The sequence below is a fragment of the Paracandidimonas lactea genome, assembly GCF_021653995.1.
Lineage (GTDB): Bacteria > Pseudomonadota > Gammaproteobacteria > Burkholderiales > Burkholderiaceae_B > Allopusillimonas > Allopusillimonas lactea.
In genome coordinates, this window is the sequence record NZ_JAJJOZ010000002.1 from 154,289 (window position 1) to 171,861 (window position 17,573).

16 protein-coding genes are annotated in these 17,573 nt (G+C 60.4%); 12 read left to right on the forward strand and 4 right to left on the reverse strand.

The features are described from left to right. The first annotated feature begins 233 nt into the window (after positions 1-233). Positions 234-971, forward strand: a complete 738-nt coding sequence (locus LOL23_RS04660) for a lytic transglycosylase domain-containing protein (protein WP_237173220.1) — start codon at positions 234-236, stop codon at positions 969-971. A gap of 410 nt (positions 972-1,381) precedes the next feature. Next, on the forward strand, positions 1,382-2,272 hold the full coding sequence (locus LOL23_RS04665) for a dienelactone hydrolase family protein (RefSeq protein WP_237173221.1): 891 nt from the start codon (positions 1,382-1,384) through the stop codon (positions 2,270-2,272). 66 nt (positions 2,273-2,338) lie between these two features. On the opposite strand, the gene LOL23_RS04670 is transcribed toward LOL23_RS04665, so the two are convergent. Continuing rightward, positions 2,339-3,169, reverse strand: a complete 831-nt coding sequence (locus tag LOL23_RS04670) for an NUDIX hydrolase (RefSeq protein WP_160977723.1) — start codon at positions 3,167-3,169, stop codon at positions 2,339-2,341. A gap of 259 nt (positions 3,170-3,428) precedes the next feature. Here LOL23_RS04670 and coxB point away from each other — a divergent pair, with 259 nt between their 5' ends. From coxB to LOL23_RS04690, 4 genes are all read left to right on the forward strand, one after another. Beyond that, complete coding sequence (gene coxB, locus LOL23_RS04675; protein ID WP_160977725.1) at positions 3,429-4,586, forward strand: cytochrome c oxidase subunit II; 1,158 nt, start codon at positions 3,429-3,431, stop codon at positions 4,584-4,586. An 87-nt stretch (positions 4,587-4,673) separates the two neighbouring features. After that, positions 4,674-6,275: a cytochrome c oxidase subunit I gene (ctaD, locus tag LOL23_RS04680; RefSeq protein ID WP_160977727.1), complete on the forward strand. Its 1,602-nt coding sequence runs from the start codon at positions 4,674-4,676 to the stop codon at positions 6,273-6,275. Positions 6,276-6,401: 126 nt separating this feature from the next. Continuing rightward, positions 6,402-6,626, forward strand: a complete 225-nt coding sequence (locus tag LOL23_RS04685; protein ID WP_160977729.1) for a DUF2970 domain-containing protein — start codon at positions 6,402-6,404, stop codon at positions 6,624-6,626. A 36-nt stretch (positions 6,627-6,662) separates the two neighbouring features. Continuing rightward, positions 6,663-7,538: a cytochrome c oxidase subunit 3 gene (locus LOL23_RS04690; RefSeq protein ID WP_160977731.1), complete on the forward strand. Its 876-nt coding sequence runs from the start codon at positions 6,663-6,665 to the stop codon at positions 7,536-7,538. 89 nt (positions 7,539-7,627) lie between these two features. Here the strand turns inward: LOL23_RS04690 and LOL23_RS04695 are convergent, their stop codons facing one another. Further along, positions 7,628-7,834, reverse strand: a complete 207-nt coding sequence (locus tag LOL23_RS04695) for a twin transmembrane helix small protein (protein WP_160977733.1) — start codon at positions 7,832-7,834, stop codon at positions 7,628-7,630. Positions 7,835-7,868: 34 nt separating this feature from the next. Between LOL23_RS04695 and LOL23_RS04700 the strand changes: the two genes are divergently transcribed. The 5 genes from LOL23_RS04700 to LOL23_RS04720 all read left to right on the forward strand — a co-directional run bounded on the left by LOL23_RS04700 (position 7,869) and on the right by LOL23_RS04720 (position 11,994). Further along, the gene (locus tag LOL23_RS04700; protein WP_160977735.1) at positions 7,869-8,768 is read left to right on the forward strand and encodes an SURF1 family protein; all 900 of its coding nucleotides are present in this window, start codon (positions 7,869-7,871) and stop codon (positions 8,766-8,768) included. A 68-nt stretch (positions 8,769-8,836) separates the two neighbouring features. Beyond that, positions 8,837-9,430, forward strand: coding sequence for an SCO family protein (locus LOL23_RS04705; protein ID WP_237173322.1), 594 nt, complete (start codon positions 8,837-8,839; stop codon positions 9,428-9,430). Positions 9,431-9,437: 7 nt separating this feature from the next. Beyond that, positions 9,438-10,448 (forward strand): COX15/CtaA family protein, encoded by a 1,011-nt coding sequence (locus LOL23_RS04710; RefSeq protein WP_160977737.1) that lies wholly within the window; start codon positions 9,438-9,440, stop codon positions 10,446-10,448. Further along, positions 10,445-11,335, forward strand: coding sequence for a heme o synthase (cyoE, locus tag LOL23_RS04715; RefSeq protein ID WP_160977739.1), 891 nt, complete (start codon positions 10,445-10,447; stop codon positions 11,333-11,335). Before LOL23_RS04710 ends, cyoE begins: the two co-directional genes overlap by 4 nt. 50 nt (positions 11,336-11,385) lie before the next feature. Then, positions 11,386-11,994 (forward strand): SCO family protein, encoded by a 609-nt coding sequence (locus LOL23_RS04720; protein ID WP_237173222.1) that lies wholly within the window; start codon positions 11,386-11,388, stop codon positions 11,992-11,994. 67 nt (positions 11,995-12,061) lie between these two features. On the opposite strand, the gene LOL23_RS04725 is transcribed toward LOL23_RS04720, so the two are convergent. Both LOL23_RS04725 and rpoH read right to left on the reverse strand, forming a co-directional pair. Further along, a complete protein-coding gene (locus LOL23_RS04725; protein ID WP_237173223.1) occupies positions 12,062-14,686 on the reverse strand; it encodes a cation:proton antiporter in 2,625 nt (874 codons plus the stop codon). A 419-nt stretch (positions 14,687-15,105) separates the two neighbouring features. Further along, positions 15,106-15,996 (reverse strand): RNA polymerase sigma factor RpoH, encoded by an 891-nt coding sequence (rpoH, locus tag LOL23_RS04730; protein WP_160977745.1) that lies wholly within the window; start codon positions 15,994-15,996, stop codon positions 15,106-15,108. A gap of 354 nt (positions 15,997-16,350) precedes the next feature. Between rpoH and LOL23_RS04735 the strand changes: the two genes are divergently transcribed. Then, on the forward strand, positions 16,351-17,499 hold the full coding sequence (locus LOL23_RS04735; RefSeq protein ID WP_237173224.1) for an ABC transporter substrate-binding protein: 1,149 nt from the start codon (positions 16,351-16,353) through the stop codon (positions 17,497-17,499). The last annotated feature ends 74 nt before the right edge of the window (positions 17,500-17,573 follow it).

A 17,573-nucleotide genomic window follows, 5' to 3' on the forward strand; every position in this document is an offset into this window, starting at 1 on the left:
GTGCATGTGAGTAACACATGTATTGCTATGATTTTTAAGCGAAAACCGCCTAGCTTTTGCGGTTCTGCGCTATACGCGTCAATAACCAATACTAACAGCGCATCCTCGTTCCGCTCGCTTCAAAAACCACGCGAGCAAAAGGCCGGTTTCGTACATCGACCCTCACATCGACGCAAGTATTCAGAGGCCAGCCTCTGACGATATGAGTATGGCCAAGGGATGCCCCTGGGCCGATGATCGTCAACCATAGCCATTCGAACGTATTCATTTCCATTCGCAGCGTGACGCTGCGCGCACATCGTCGCCGATTGCTTGCCGCACTCTGTGTGGCAGGCGGCATGCTCGCGCCGCAAGCGCTGCTCGCCGCAGAGCGATCCCCGGCCGATAACTATGCATCTGCTGCGACGCAAGTGGCTTACCTTGATCTACCCGACAGTGCAACGCTGCCCGAGCCTGACAAGGACGGGTTGGCGGAAGAGGCACTGCAGTCGCTGGCTGATGAGGCCAGCAAGCAGGCGCAAACAAAGTATCTGGCGGCAAAATGGCGCAAGTCGCCGAACACGGTGCGTAAGTATGTGAATCTCGCCTGGGCGGAAGCGGACAAGCGCGAGGGGCTGGAGCCAGAGCTGATCATTGCAATCCTTCAAAAGGAAAGCGCATTGCGGCCGAATGTTCAAAGCAGCTACGGCGCGCAAGGCTTGATGCAGGTGGTGCGCCGGTGGCATCGGGACAAGGTCCAGCCATCGGAGTCGCTGTTTGACCCGGCGGTGAATATTCGCGTGGGGGCGCATATTCTGGAGGAGTACCTCGACCAGGCGGACGGGAACCTTTCCAAGGCGCTTGCGAAATATTCGGGGAATGCGCGGGGGTATGCGACGACCGTCATGAAGGAATCGCGCAAGCTCGCCCGGGTGGCAGAGCATGCAGCGGCGACGGTGGCTGCGGCGCAGAGTGCGGCTGCTTCAGGGTAAAAGGCCTTGTGGTTCCTGTTTTGAGCCGAGACGCTGCGATAAGCAGGCCAGGCGCTTAAGCCGCTCGCCCCCCGCTGCGAAGTGCAGCGAGCCATCCGCCGCCAAAAAAATCAAGACGGTGCCTAAGCCCTTGCTTACTACGATGGCGATCCATTCGCGACGTGACATCGAATAGATGCCTACGAATGGGAGGTACGTATCGATGGTGCCTCCTTCATGAGTGGACTCTCATGCATCCAGCTTCGCCGACTGACGCGACACTGAAACGGCTCGCCGATTTAGTGGAAGGTAGCTTGCATACTGATATTGGCTTGGGTAACTGGCTGCCGAGGCGAGGTTGAGTCGGTTCTATTTCACCGGTGCGTTCCGGTGGTATCAGTTGAAACCCAACCTCAACAAAGGGGATCATGATGAAGCAGTTTCAAGGTTTGGATTTTGCGTCGGAGCTTGATAGCCTGCGCCCCGCGCTGCGGTTGGATCGCCGGGGTTTCATCGCTGGCACGCTGGCGAGCGGTTTCGCCCTGGCGGCGGGGCCGGTGTGCGCTGACACCGTGGTCAAGACGCCCGATACCGGGCTGGAGACGGGGATGGTGGACGTGCCCGCGAAAGACGGAAAGCTGCCCGCCTACTATGCCATGCCGGCAGGCAAGACGGGGTTGCCGCTGGTATTGGTGGTGCATGAGATTTTCGGCGTGCACGAGTACATCAAGGATGTCTGCCGCCGCCTGGCACACCAAGGTTATATGGCTGTTGCGCCGCAATTGTTCTTTCGCCAGGGCGACCCATCGCGATACACCGAGATTGCGCCCTTGTTTCAGGAAGTCGTAAGCAAAGTACCCGACGCACAAGTCATGGCCGATCTCGATGCGTCAGCCGCCTGGGCCGGTGTCAATGGCGCTGATACCAGCCGGGTGGCCATCACAGGTTTTTGCTGGGGCGGACGTATTGTGTGGCTTTATGCGGCGCACCGCCCGGGCCTGAAAGCGGGGGTGGCCTGGTATGGCCGCCTGGATGGCCGCTCCGACGACCTGCACCCCAAGCAACCCGTGGACGTGATCGGCGCGCTGAAAGCGCCTGTCCTGGGGCTATACGGTGGAAAAGATACGGGCATCCCCGTCATGTCTGTCGAGGTGATGGAGATGAAACTGATGGATGGCTCGGAGGCCGCCGCCGACAGCCGCTTTCATATTTACCCTGAGGCGGGCCACGCTTTTCACGCCGACTATCGGCCCACCTATCGCAAAGATGCGGCCGAGGACGGGTGGCGACGCACCCTGGCCTGGTTTGGCGAGTATCTGTAGAGCTTGCGGTAATCGTACGTATCAGCCCCAAGGCGGCCGAACCGGCCGGTGCACTGAGACGGCGTATCAGGCCGCACTGCGGCCTGGCATACGATGCATCAGGCTGTCCAGTATGGAGGCCTCGGCTTCGCGTGTGAAGGCGTCGGCTTCAATCATGGACCACAGTTCTTTGACTGATACCAGCCTTATATCGCTGACTTCTCCGTCTTGGTTGGCAGGGCGGATGCCGTCGGCCAGCACGCAGTCACTCACCAGCACGTCTTCGACCTGATAGCCTTCGGGCAGGCGGCGATGGATGCGCACAACCATGCGCAAGGCACCACGACGGCTGATGTCAGGGGCGTTCAGGCCCGCTTCTTCGTGGCTTTCGCGCAACAGCGAGGTGTCGAGATCTTCGGCGGCGCTGGCGAGGCCGCCCACCAGGGTATCCCACATGCCGGGATCGGTGCCCTTGGTAAGCGCGCGCCGCGCTACCCACAGCCGGCCATCGCTCGACCAGGCATTAAGATGCACGGCCTTGGTCAGCAGGCCGAGCGGGCGAACGGCGGCGCGTTCAATGACGCCCAGACGACGGCCTTCGCCATACACATCGAGCAATTCATTGCGCCATGCACGCAGGCAATCGTTATCGCGCAGTGTTGTGGCGACCCGCTCCAGTACTGCGTCCAGGCGCATACGCTCGTGGGGGGCGGCGTTGATACGTACGGCTTCGTGTTCGATGCGCACACCCGGCAGCCCACGCAGGCAATCTGTGGCTCGCGCGGTGATCCAGCCCGCAACACGGCCCGCCACGGTAAGCGGCCGGCAGCCGATGGGTGGCAATTGTTGTATGCGCGGAGCGAGCTTGCGCTGACGCACGGCCAAGCCGTCGAGCGCGCTAGCGGGAAGGGAATTCATGCCGTAATTGTAGTGTATGCATGGGTGTGCGGTGATGCCGAATCGGGCGGCAACCATACTGCCACCGATGCTAAAACCCCACAGCGAATGTGAGTTCGCTATAATTCCGGCGGTCTTTACGTAAATTCGAGCAGGTATTCCCAGCAATACTAATTTTAAGCCTGCCATCCAATAATTCAGTGTTCTCCCGGGTTGATTTCGTCAGCAACCTTTGACCAGAATCAACCTTTGGTGAAGACACGCCGTAATCGAGGTCAGCATGAAGAAGTGGAGAGGGTGGTCCGGGGCGAGTGCATTGCTGATGGCAGGCATGGCGCAGGCGCAAGTCCAGGATATGCCGGGAGGCCCAAGAGTCAACCAGCTCAACCTGCACGAAGGTGTCACGGAAATTTCCCGGGACATCATGTGGGTGCACTGGATGATGATGATCATCTGTGCGGTGATTTTCGTCGTTGTATTTGGGGTGATGGTTTATTCCATCATCTATCACCGCAAGTCGCGCGGCGCTGTGGCATCCAAGTTCCACGAGCACGTCGGCATCGAAATCGCCTGGACGGTCATCCCTTTCCTGATCGTCATCGGCATGGCGCTGCCAGCCACGCGCACGGTGGTGGCCATGAAAGACACCAGCAGCGCCGACCTCACCGTCAAAGTTACCGGCTATCAGTGGAAGTGGGGTTACGAATACCTCGATGGCTCGGCACAGGGGGTGAAGTTCCTGTCCAACCTGGCAACGCCGCGCGATCAAATCGAAGGCAAGGCGCCCAAGGGCAACCTCTACCTGATGGAAGTCGACCGCCCGCTGGTCGTGCCGGTCGACAAGAAAGTACGTATCGTGCTCACAGCCAACGACGTCATCCACTCCTGGATGGTGCCTGAGTTCGGCGTGAAGCAGGATGCCATCCCGGGCTTCTTGCGCGATACTTGGTTCCGCGCCGAAAAGATCGGCACCTATCGTGGCCAGTGCGCGGAACTCTGCGGCAAGGATCACGCCTTCATGCCCATCGTGGTCGACGTCGTATCCCAGGCAGACTATGATAAGTGGGCCGCCGAGCAGAAAAAGGCCATGTCCGCGGTGGCGGACGATCCCAATAAAGCGTGGACTAAGGACGAGCTGATGGCTCGTGGTGAGAAGATCTACGCTACCACCTGTGTCGCCTGCCACCAGGCAAACGGCAAAGGCCTGCCCAACACCTTCCCTGCGCTCGACGGCAGCAAGATCGTCATGGGCGCCAAGAAAGATCAGATCCACACCGTGCTCAACGGCGCCCCAGGTACTGCCATGGCAGCGTTCAAGGATCAACTGAATGACGTCGAGATCGCCGCCGTCATCACCTACACCCGCAATTCCTGGGGTAATGCGGGCAAGGGTACCGATCCGGTCGTGCAGCCCAAGGATGTCACCGCGCAGCGTTGATGCGGCGCAGGTAAATACGAATTTCAACGATTTTCTGAAGGGCGGCGCCATCCACAGCCCGCCTGGTGGAGCAGGAAGGAGTACACAATGAGCAGTGTTACCGCCGATCACGTCCCGGCGAGTCACGGGCACGAAGATCACCACGATCACAAGCCGCATGGTTGGCGGCGTTGGCTGTTTGCCACCAACCACAAAGACATCGGCACGATGTATCTGTTGTTTTCGTTTTGCATGCTGCTCGAGGGCGGTGTGCTGGCGTTGCTGATACGCACGGAGCTGTTTGCGCCGGGGCTGCAGTTCTTCCAGCCTGAGTTGTTCAACCAGTTCACCACCATGCATGGCCTGATCATGATCTTTGGTGCGATCATGCCGGCGTTCGTGGGCTTCGCCAACTGGATGATTCCGCTGCAAATCGGGGCGTCCGACATGGCGTTTGCGCGGATGAACAACTTCAGCTTCTGGTTGCTGCCGATCGGCGCCATTCTGATGACGGTGTCGTTCTTCGTGCCAGGGGGGGCCAATGCCGCCGGCTGGACGATGTATGCGCCGCTGACGCTGCAGATGGGGCCTGGCATGGATTTCACCATCTTTGCCGTGCACATCCTGGGTGCGTCGTCCATCATGGGGGCGATCAATATCATCGTTACAGTATTGAATATGCGCGCGCCCGGCATGACGCTCATGAAGATGCCGTTGTTCTGCTGGACCTGGCTGATCACGGCGTATCTGCTTATTGCCGTGATGCCCGTGCTGGCCGCCGCCGTTACGATGCTGCTGACGGATCGCCACTTTGGCACCTCGTTCTTCAATGCGGCAGGCGGGGGCGATCCTGTGCTGTACCAGCACGTGTTCTGGTTCTTCGGCCACCCCGAGGTCTACATCATGATCCTGCCGGCCTTCGGGATCGTGTCGGCCGTGATTCCGGCCTTCGCCCGCAAGCCGCTGTTCGGCTATGCCTCCATGGTGTATGCCACCGCCGCCATCGCCATCCTGTCCTTCCTGGTGTGGGCGCACCACATGTTCGCTACCGGCATGCCTGTCACCGGTCAGCTCTACTTCATGTATGCCACCATGCTGATCTCCATCCCCACCGGGGTGAAGGTGTTCAACTGGGTGGCCACTATGTGGCGCGGTTCGCTCACATTTGAAACGCCCATGCTGTTCGCGGTTGGCTTCATCTTCGTGTTCACCATCGGCGGCTTCACCGGCCTGATCCTGGCCGTGGCGCCCATCGATATCGCGGTGCACGACACTTACTACGTAATTGCGCACTTCCATTACGTGATGGTGGCGGGCTCGCTGTTCGCGATGTTCGCGGGCGCCTATTACTGGCTGCCTAAATGGACGGGCCGCATGTATGACGAGAAACTGGGCAAGGTCCACTTCTGGTCGAGCATGATCTCGTTCAACCTCACTTTCTTCCCCATGCACTTCCTGGGCTTGGCCGGCATGCCCCGTCGCTATGCGGACTACGCCGCCCAGTTCACCAACTTCAACGAAATCGCCTCGATCGGCGCGTTCTGGTTCGGCCTGTCGCAGCTGCTGCTGCTGTACATCGCCGTCAAAGCCTGGCGCGGCCATGGCGATCCGGCGCCCGCCAAACCCTGGGAAGGCGCTACGGGCCTGGAGTGGACGGTGCCCTCGCCCGCGCCCTTCCATACGTTTGTCGAACCACCCATCGTGAAATAAAGGAGCAGCCATGACGCCTGAACAACGCCGCAAGAATCGCAACACTGCACTTGTTTTGGTGCTGGTGGTGATCGCGGTAGTCGTCTGGGCGGTCTGGCGCGGCGTGGGCACCGGCGGTTGATTGGTATGACCGATGACATCAACCGCCTCGCGCGGCGCAAGCTTAATTTCTTCCAGACGATGAAGGCGGTAGCGTGGGGTTTTTTCGGGGTGCGCAAGGGCAAGGGCTACAACGAGGATATCTCCAGCCTGAACCCGGTGCACCTCATCATTGCGGGCGTCATTGCCGCAGTGGTGTTTGTGGTGGGGCTGGTCCTGATTGCACGCTGGCTGACGTCCAGTCTGGCCTGAAACATTAAATTATTCGAACATTCGCAGGAGAACACCATGAGTGCAAGTCACTCGGCTCAGGGGAAAGAGGCACCTTACTATTACGTGCCGGCCGATTCGAAACACCCGGTTCGTGCAAGTTTCTGCTTGCTGCTCACACTGTTGGGCGCGGCGATGTGGATCAACAGCTCACAGGTTGGCTTCTGGCTGTTCCTGGTCGGTATTCTGGGCCTGTTCACCGTGTTGTATGGCTGGTTCGGCGATGCGATTCGCGAATCCGAAGGCGGCCTGAACAGCGCGCGCGTCGATCACTCCTACCGTTGGAGCATGGCTTGGTTTATCTTTTCCGAGGTCATGTTCTTTGCCGCTTTCTTCGGTTCGCTGTGGTATGCGCGCGAAGTCACGACGCCCTGGCTCAGCGACCTGGATCACCAAACGCTGCTGTGGCCAAACTTCAGCGGCGCCTGGCCGAACTTCGGCCCGGCCGGTACGGTACCCGAATTCCAGACCGTAGGCCCGTTCTGGCTGCCCACCATCAACACCGCGCTGCTGCTGACGTCGGGGCTGACGCTTACGATTTCGCACCATGCGCTGCGTGCCAGCAACCGCGGCAAGGCGATCTTCTGGCTGGCGCTCACCGTCATTCTGGGCGCATCATTCGTGGCGTGCCAGGCGTATGAGTACCACCATGCCTACACCGACCTGAACCTGCGGTTCAATTCAGGTGCTTATGGGTCGCTGTTTTACATGCTGACGGGCTTCCATGGCTTCCACGTGATTCTGGGCGCCACCTTTCTTACTGTTATTCTCGTGCGCCTGATCAGGGGCCACTTCACAGCCGACCATCACTTCGGTTTCGAAGGCGCGGCCTGGTACTGGCACTTTGTCGACGTTGTGTGGCTGGGCCTGTATTTGTTCGTATACTGGTTCTGACGGGCAACCGGTTGCCGCCCTTGGGGCGGCGGGCATTTCACACGCTAAGGCCGGCGCCGCCGGCCTTTGTGCTGCGTAGCGTATACAGCCTAGCGGCCTGGGATGCCGGTGCTGTCGATCCAGCCCATATGGTGCGCGAACAGCACAAAAAGAAACAGCGCAATCGAGAGGCCGATGCGCACAGTCAGCGCATTGACGGTGCGGTTGGTACCGCCCTTGTCGCGCATCAGGTAAACCAGGGCGGAGCCCAGGCTCCCGATAATGCCCAGGAAAACCAAGATGACGATGATGCGCATTATTTGCCTCCGAGAAATTTGAATTATCACAGACATGGTACGCCCACACATACGTTCTCGCACACTGGCCGCGCTGATAGTGCTGGCCGTGATGGCAGCCGTGTTTGTGGCGCTGGGAAACTGGCAGTTGCGGCGCGCCGCCGAGCGCACCGCCTTGCGTGCAAGCATTGAAGCAGGCCGCGCCGCAGCGCCGTTGGTGCTGGACGCGGCCACGCCGCCTGCCGCGCTGCAGCCCTGGCGGCCGGCAAGCGTGCGCGGCACATGGCGGCCTGAGCTAACGGTGTTGCTGGAAAATCGCAATCATGAAGGGCGTCCCGGCTACTGGGTGGCAACACCACTGCTGCTGCACGCGCACGAAAGTACAGCCGTGTTGGTATTGCGCGGTTGGCTACCCCGCTTTGGCGGCCCTGGGCCAGTTGGGCAGGCCGGGCAGCCGTCGGTGCAGCAGCCTCAAGAGGCGTCGGCTGCTCAGCGCCCGGCTGCGCGGTCGAATGCCTTTGGGGCCGAGGCTGACGCGCTGCGCGCCGATGCCATTGCACCCGGTTCGGGCGAGCACACCATACAGGGCGAACTGCTGGCGCGCGTACCGCGCCTGTTCGAGTTGGCATCATGGGCCGGCGGCGGCGCAGGGCTGCCCGTGCGGCTGCCGCGCGACAATGGCACCCTGCCCGTGCTTCAGAATCTAGACTTAGCCGACTACCAAGCTGCTACGGGTTTAAAATTGTTGCCAGCCGTGCTGGCGCAGACTGCGCCGCAAGACAGCGCGGCTTCATCAACGAACCAACCTGTATTGGTTCGCGACTGGCCCCAGCCTTCACTGGACGCCGACCAGAACCGCGGCTATGCGCTGCAATGGTTTGGCTTTGCCGCCATTGCTGCCGGGGCGTGGCTCACCATCGCCTGGCGCGCCCTGCGCCGGGCGCGCAAACCCTGACTTTACAAGGATCCATTGTGTCCAGCACGAACTCCCAGCCTTCGCAAGGCGCGCCGCGACAGCGCTCGATGCTGCCGCTGTACCTGATCGTCTTGATCTGCCTTGCGCCCATTGCATTTGCCCTGTTGGCTTATTACGTGCCGGCCTTGGGCTTGCGCCCCGAGGGCCATACCAATTATGGCTCCTTGGTTGACCCACAGCGCCCGATGCCGGCTGCCACTGCACTGCCGCTCAAGACGCTGCAGGGTGAAGCCTTTGATCTGGCGAGCCTGAAGGGGCAGTGGGTGCTGGTAAGCGCCGACGCCGCAGCCTGCCCGGAATCGTGCGTGCGCAAACTGTTCATTCTGCGCAACTCGCACGCCAGCCAGGGCAAGGAGGTGGAGCGTTTATCGCGCGTATGGTTTGTGCTGGATGATGGCCAGGTTCCTGAGCAAGTGCTTGAGGCATACCAGGGTACGCACATGGTGCGTGTGCACCCAGACCGCCTGGCGGCCTTCCTGGCGCCTGATGCCACGCCTGCGGAGCGCGAGGCGGCTCTCAAGCAGCCAATGTGGATCATCGACCCGCTGGGCAACCTGATGATGCAATACCCAGCCGATGCGGAGCCGACCGCCGTACGCGACGACCTGCGCAAGTTGATCCGCAATTCACGCATAGGCTGATTCACGCATGTCCCGCATTTTGCAGCGCTATCGCAAGACGGTTTTCCTGACGTGGTTTCTGACGCTGGACCTGATCATGTTCGGGGCGTTCGTGCGCCTGACTGATTCCGGGTTGGGCTGCCCGGACTGGCCGGGTTGTTACGGCAATGTCACGCCGTTCGGCGCCAGCGAGCATATCGAGCAGGCGCTGGCGTCCATGCCCTATGGCGCGGTCAGCCATTCCAAAGCCTGGATCGAGATGATCCACCGCTACGCGGGGTCCATCCTGGGCATGCTCATCATTGCCATCGTGTACATGGCCTGGCGCTATCGCCGCGAGCTGGGGCATACGCCTCGGCTGGCGGCCTGGACGCTGGTGGCCGTGTGCGTGCAGGGCGCGTTTGGCGCCTGGACGGTCACACACCAGCTCATGCCGCTTGTGGTCACTACGCACCTGTTGGGCGGCATGCTGCTGCTGGGGCTGATGACCTGGCTGGCCGCCCGCGAGAAAACGCACGATTCGGTGCCGGCATTCGCGCTGCGTTGGCGCCCCTGGATTGCCGGCGCTCTGGTGCTGTTGTTTATACAGATCGCCCTGGGTGGCTGGGTCAGTACCAATTATGCGGCGCTGGCCTGCATGGATTTTCCCACCTGCCATGGGCAATGGGTGCCCGAGATGGATTTCCAGGGCGGCTATTCGCTGGTGCGCGGCCTGGGCGTGCTGCCATCGGGGGAGATGATCTCCCAGCAAGCGCTCACGGCTATTCATTGGGTGCATCGTAATTTCGCGTTTGTGGTGTTTGTGTATATGGCTGCGCTGGCACTGCGCCTGCAGGCCATACCCGGCCTGCGTGGGCCAGCCCGCCTGTTGCTCGCGCTGCTGTTTGTGCAGCTGCTCACAGGCCTGACCACAATCTTCTTTCAGTGGCCGCTGCTGATCGCGGTATTGCACAATGGTGGCGCGGCCGGGCTGACACTGGCCACCGTTACGTTGATGGTGCGGGTTTCACGGGCCGGGGAGGCTAAAATAGCGTCATGACTACCGCCACTCTTTCTCACCAGTCGCTGCTGCGGCAGTACTTGGTGCTCACCAAGCCGCGTGTTACGCAACTAGCTGTATTTTGCGCCGTGATCGGTATGTTTCTTGCCACGCCGGGCATGCCCGACCTATGGCGCGTGCTGGCTGGCACTGTGGGCATCTGGCTGCTCGCCGCTGCCGCGTTTGCTGTTAACTGCCTGATCGAACAAGAAATCGACGCTCGCATGCTGCGCACCGCGCGGCGTGCCACGGCCCGCGGCACGATCAGCAATGTTCAGGTGCTCATGTTTTCGGGCCTGTTGGGCGGCCTGGGCATGCTGGTGCTCTACACGTTGGTCAACCCGCTCACCATGTGGCTCACGTTTGCCACTTTCGTGGGTTATGCCATCATCTATACCGTCATTCTCAAGCCCCGCACCTCGCAAAACATTGTCATCGGCGGCTTGTCGGGCGCCATGCCGCCGGCGCTGGGCTGGGCTACGGTAGCTGACGCGGTGCCGGCCGAGGCATGGATACTCGTCCTGATCATCTTTATCTGGACGCCGCCGCATTTCTGGGCACTGGCCCTCTACCGCAACAACGATTATGCCAAGTCGGGGCTGCCAATGCTGCCTGTCACGCATGGCCAGTCATTCACGCGCCTGCACATCCTGCTCTACAGCCTGACACTCTTCGCCGCAACCATGCTGCCCTTTGTCGTGCGCATGAGCGGGCTGTTCTATCTTGCCTGCGCTGTTGTACTCAGCGGCACCTTTGTGGCGTACGCATGGCGCCTGTATCGCAATTATTCCGACGCGCTCTCGCGCACGCTGTTTCGTTTCTCTATCTTGTATCTGGCGCTCCTGTTCGCAGCCTTGCTGGCAGACCACTGGTTGGCGCTGGTATGACCCTCGTGCGCCCAAGGGCGCATCCCCGGTTTTTTGTAGTGGAAGGTTTCATGTCTCGGTTCAATAGCAGGTTTTCTCAGGGGCGCCGTCTTCTGGCCGCTGCCACCGTAGTGTTAGCCACCGGGCTGGCAGCCTGCGGTGAAAAACCGCCGGCGTTTCGCGGCACGGATATATCGGGCACGCATTTGGGCAAGGATATGGCCATGCAGGATACTGCCGGCCAGCTACGTACACTGGCCGACTATAAAGGCAAGGTAACAGTGGTTTTCTTTGGCTATACGCAGTGCCCCGATGTCTGCCCAACGTCAATGGTCACGCTGGGCCAGGCCGTGGAGACGCTGGGTAGCAATGCCGGCCAGGTACAGGTGCTGATGATCACGGTGGATCCGGACCGCGACACGCCTGAAATCCTCGATGCCTACGTCAAGGCATTCAATCCGGCTTTCGTGGGCCTGCGCGGCACGCCACAGCAGACTGCTGACACGGCAAGATCATTCAAGGCCTTTTACGCCAAAGCCAAGGGCGCTGCGCCCGACCAGTACGCCATGGACCACGCGGCGTCGTATTACGTGCTGGACAAGAAGGGCGAAGCGCGGGTGCTGATCAGCAACAATGCGTCGCCTGAAGACATCGCGCACGATCTCAAACAGCTGATGTAAGCGGTGGTTGCCGCCGTTTGTTGTTGAGGCTGTGGCGCGGCCAATGGCAGTGCCACGCCGCCTGGCGTCACAGCTTGTTTACGACGGCTTCATCGCTTGAAGACGGGTTCGCCGGCCAGCCAATGGCCGTCTCATCGCTCGCCGGCGATGCATTCCCGGGTGGCTCATTCAGTTCGGGCAGCGGCTCGTGCTGACGTTCGCCCGACTGGAACTCGCGCCATACCTCCAGCGCGCGCAGGCGCTGCTTCACGATGGTGTCGATGCGCTCTTTAAGCGCAGGGTTGCGCTCCAGCAGCGTGTTGAAATCTTTTTCGCGCAACATCAGCAGGCGGCTGTAGCCTAGCGAGGTTGCCTTCAGCTCAAACGTCGAACCAGTTGCCAGGCTGATTTCGCCAAAGATTTCACCCGTGCCGAGCTCGACGGTGGAGTGGTCGGGCAGGTGCAGTGTGACCGCGCCAGAGGCGACGATGTACATAGCCCGGTAGCGCCCGAACTGCATCGTAATTTCCTGGTCGGGCACTGCTAGCCTGGGCTTGAGCACTTTGCACAGCGCCTGGATCTTCTCCTGCGGCAGCCTGTCGAACATAGGCACGCGCTTGATCAAGTCCGCCGCGGTCATGGCGATGTCGAGGCTGGGGCGTTGTTGCACGTGCTCCCAGCGCGCTTCTGTTTGTTTGATCAAGTCTGCATACATTTCACCTGTGATCAGAAACTGCGACAGCATGTCGCGGTAGCGCAGGCGCTCCAGGGCCCGCGCCATGCGGCCCAGGTAGGCTTCCTGGAGCCACAGGGCGAACTTGGGATACTGCAGGCTCATGGCCTGCAGGGCATGGTCGATCTGGGCCAGGCGGAATCTGTGTACGTCGGTGATCATGACGGTGGCCTCATCGCCCAGCAGCGGGGTGACTTCTTTCTGTGCAAACTCCACGATGTGGCGTGCCACGGTGCGCTTGCTCATCAGGTTGGTGAAACGCTTGGCCAGTTCACTGGCCAGCCAACCCTGGAAACCGAACAGGTAATGCACGCGCAAGGCCATCCTGAAGGCTGGCGAATAGCGAAGGTCTGCCGCAACGGCCGAATGAAAACCTGCCAGCCCGCCTGCACGCACGGCGTCGCTCATGCGTTCCGCGCGCGCTAGCAGGGATTCGGCTGCGCGCCAGTCCACAACCTGCGCCTTGAGCGTGTCGTAGAACATTTCTTCTTCGCGAGCAGCCAGTATGCCCAGCCCGATCGCCACTTTCTGGTCCACCGTCAGGCGCACGAGCTCGCCGCCGTCAATGCTGGCTTGGGTAGCGTCGAACACCGCGTCCACACTGTTGCGCGCGTTATCGCCCAGGTGCTCTTGGCGTGCGATCTCGGCGGTGTGTTCGCGTATGTCCTCCAGCGCGACCACAACGGCTTGATTGCGCAGCACGCGCTCCAGCAGCGGTAGTTCGTTGAGCCGCAGTTTGCGGATGAGCGGCCGCAGGCTTGTGCCATTGACGAACAGGGTCAGCAGCACGAAACCAGTGGTGGCCACGGCGATGAACTGACGTGCTTCATAAGGCACGTTGTGCTGTTCCGTTACCGCTAACGCCAATGCCAACGATACAGCGCCGCGCAGCCCGCCCCACCACATCACGATGCGATACGAGCGGCTTACCTTGGTGCCGAAGCGCGTAAGGCCCAGCAGCGGCAGCATGCCAAATACCATGAAGCCGCGCGCCATCAGGGTGACCGCAAACAACAGCACGATCAACAATACCTGGGTCCAACTGATGTCGGCCATCATCCTGGGGATGAGCATGGCCGCGAACACAAAGATCAGCGAGTTAGCCCAGAAACCCAACTGTGCCCACGCGGCAGCCAACTGTTCGAAGGTGGCCGGCGACATGCGGGTGCGCCCTGTGGTGCCCACGACCAAGCCTGCAATCACGGTTGCCACCACGCCGGATACACCCAGATAGTGCTCGGAGATATAGAACGCGAGATAGGCCAGCGCGATGGTAAGGGTGATCTCGGCTGTAGGCCAACCCCGCAACGCAATGAACAGCCCGCTGGCCAGCCGACCCATGAGCAGGCCCGCCAACCCGCCGCCCAGGAAGCTGACGACAAAGCTGGAGAATATCTTGCCCGTGGAGATAGGCCCGCCGCTGAAAATGACCGACAGCAGCACTGTATAGAGCGCGATGGACGCGGCGTCGTTGAACAAGGATTCGCCTTCGACCAGCGTGGTCAAGCGCTTGGGCGCGCCAACATCGCGAAAAACGCCTACCACGGCGGCCGGATCGGTGGTGGCAACGATGGCGCCCAGCATCAGGCACACCACCAGTCCGTAATCCGACACCATGCTCAGCGACATGCCGACTGCGACGGTGCAGACCACGACGGCGACGATAGCCATCATAAGGATGGGCCCGATGTCGTCCAGCAGGCGGCGCACGTTGAGCGCCAGCGCAGTTTCGAACAACAGGATGGGCAGGAAGACGAACAGGAAAGTCTCGGAAGAAACTTCGAAGTTCTGCAGGGAGTCGAGGAAGTCGGACATGACGACCGGCGCCCAGCTGTGCACGTGAATGATGAGGCCCAGCACAATGCCAACGATGGCAAGGAGTACGGAATAGGGCAAGCTGAGCCTGCCCGCGAGGGGCGGCATGAACGAAACCAGTGCGAGCAGGCCGGCGAGGCCAAATACCACGTGCCCGATATCCATGTGTAGCGGCGTTTAGTATGCGAGGAGTCTCAAGCATACTTTCTTTGCCAGTATGGTGGCGGTGCGGACGGGCATAAAAATGGGACACCCATGCAGGTGTCCCAAAAACATCCACTTCAATAGGGAGGGGAAGAGGAGAAGCCGAAGTGGATGGAGAACAATGGCTCGCGCATCGCAGCAGAAGCTTTGTTCACAGTGAATTAGGCTACGCGGGAATGGGGAAGTTCAATTTTTTGGGGCGAATGAGTAAGATATTGTTTCTCAATTCAATCCGTGGGCGACCCCGAAGGGGCAATACGCACGGGTGCGGGCGCTGCCGCAGCCTGCCCCGTCATGGCGCTCGGGTTAAGAAACGACATCTTCGGGCAATAAAAAAGGCCGCACTTGTTACCGAAGCGCGGCCGGGAAGCTGGGAAGAATCAGGCCGTGAGCGCAGTGCGCAGCTTTTTGAACGCGGCGGCTTCGATTTGGCGGATGCGTTCAGCGGAGACACCGAATTCGGCGGCGAGCTCATGCAGCGTGGCACCGCCCTCGTCTTGCAGCCAGCGTGCCTCAACAATGCGGCGCGAGCGGTCGTCCAATACACCCAACGCGTTGGCCAAGCCTTCGCCTTGCAATGTGTAGTAGGCATTGCGTTCAAGCACAGCGGAAGGCTCATGGTCGCCGTTGTCGGACAGGTACGAAATGGGCGCAAACGATGCGTCGTCGTCATCGCGGGTCTCGAGGGCCATTTCCTGGCCCATCATGCGCACCTCCATTTCGGAGACGTCCTGTGGGCGAACGTTGAGCTCGCGGGCGATCGCGTCTACTTGGTGCGAATCGAGGCTTTGGCCGCTGTCTTCGGGCCGCATGCGGCGCAGGTTGAAGAACAGCTTGCGCTGTGCCTTGGTGGTGGCTACTTTTACCAGCCGCCAGTTGCGCACGATGTATTCATGGATCTCTGCTTTGATCCAATGCACCGCGAAGGATACCAAGCGTACCCCGCGGTCAGGGTCGAAGCGCTTGACTGCCTTCATGAGGCCCACATTGCCTTCCTGGATCAGGTCGGCGTGCGCAAGGCCATAACCCAAGTACTGCCGGGCGATGGATACGACCAGGCGCAGGTGCGCGGTAATGAGTTGGCGTGCGGCATCGAGATCGGATTCGTCGCGCAAGCGCCGCCCCAGTTGCATTTCCTCGTCGTGGGTCAGCATGGGCAGGCGATTGACGGCACTGATATAGGCTTCGATCGTGCCGAGCGCACCAGGATTGGAAACGGCAACCGCCAACTGGGCGTTGGACAGGGCCAGCGAATGGGAGGATTGCGTCATCGTTATGGGTGTTCCTTACGGAAGTTCATAGCCAATATTAGCACTCTATGCGATCGAGTGCTAATGCCTGGAAAGAATTCAAAAAGATACCCATAAGAGCAGTTTTTTGATGAAAAAGTTCCGTTTTGAAGGGTATTTGTGTGCAGAATGCGCCCCAAACCAGCAACCCGTCGCAAGGGCTGCTATTAGCGAACCTGGGTAGTGATCCTTCGATGTTCCTTATGTCCGTATCGCCCACCAACTCGATCAGTTGGAACACCACACTGATGCGGTCGATTCTGCGAGTGCGGGGGCCGTACTTGAGGTATCTTTAGTGTTTCCCGGTTTCCTCATTATCTTGAAGGCATTCCCATCATGCGACTGAAGTTCCTGGCCTGCGCCACTGTACTGGCGGCCCTGGCGTCCGCTCCCGCGTTGGCGCAAGTAAAAATTGGTGTTATTACCTCGTCCACCGGGCCTACCGCTATGGTGGGCATCCCGCAAAAGAACGCAGTGGCCCTGCTGCCCAAGAAGTTCGGCGACCTGTCGGTTGAGTATATTTCTCTGGACGACGCGAGCGACACCACGCAGTCGGTCACCAGTTTCAAGAAGTTGATCACTGAAGAGAAAATCGATGCGCTGATCGGCCCCACGGGTTCGCCCAATATCATGAGCATGATCCAGTTCGCGGCCGAATCGGGTACGCCTGTGCTGGCGCCGGTAGGTACGGCTGCGGCGGTGCAGCCGATGACGCCCGAGAAAAAGTGGGTATTCAAGACCACGCAGAATGATGACATTATTGCCGAGGCCCTGGTTGGGCACATGGTGCGCAAGGGCGTAAAGACGCTGGCGTACATTGGTTTTAACGACGCCTATGGCGAAAACTGGCTGAAGGTAATCACAGGTCTGGCGCAAAAACATGGCATCAAGCTTGGGCCGGTTGAACGCTATCAACGCTCCGACAGTTCTGTCACCGGGCAATCGCTCAAGATCCTGGCGGCCAACCCCGATGCGGTGCTGGTGGGTGGCACGGGCACGGCAGCGGTGCTGCCGCAGGCCACCCTGGTCAAGCAAGGCTACAAAGGTCAGGTCTACCAAACCCACGGCGCGGCGCTGCCGGCCTTCCTGAAGATGGGCGGCAAGGACGTCGAGGGCACCATACTGGCGGCCAGCCCCATGCTGGTGTTGTCCGAGGTCGATGACAGCAATCTGTCCAAGAAGGTGGCCGAGGAGTTCGTCAAGCGCTACAAGGCGATCTATAACGAGCAGCCCGCAACCTTCGCTGCCAACGTATACGACGCTGGCTTGCTGCTTGAGCAGGCGGCGCCGCTGGCGGCCAAGGCGGGCAAGCCGGGCACGCCCGCATTCCGCAGTGCATTGCGCGATGCGTTGGAGCAAACCAAGGGTTTGGTGGCCACACAGGGCGTCTACAACATGACGCCGGAAGATCACAGCGGCTTCGACGAGCGCGGCCGTGTGCTCATTACGGTCAAGGACGGGCAGTGGCGTTTGCTGAAGGACTGAACGCCTGTAGAGGGGGCGGCGGGCGGTAAGGCCGCCGCCTGGTTCGTGGTCGGGGTTGATTAAGCGGGCCGGCC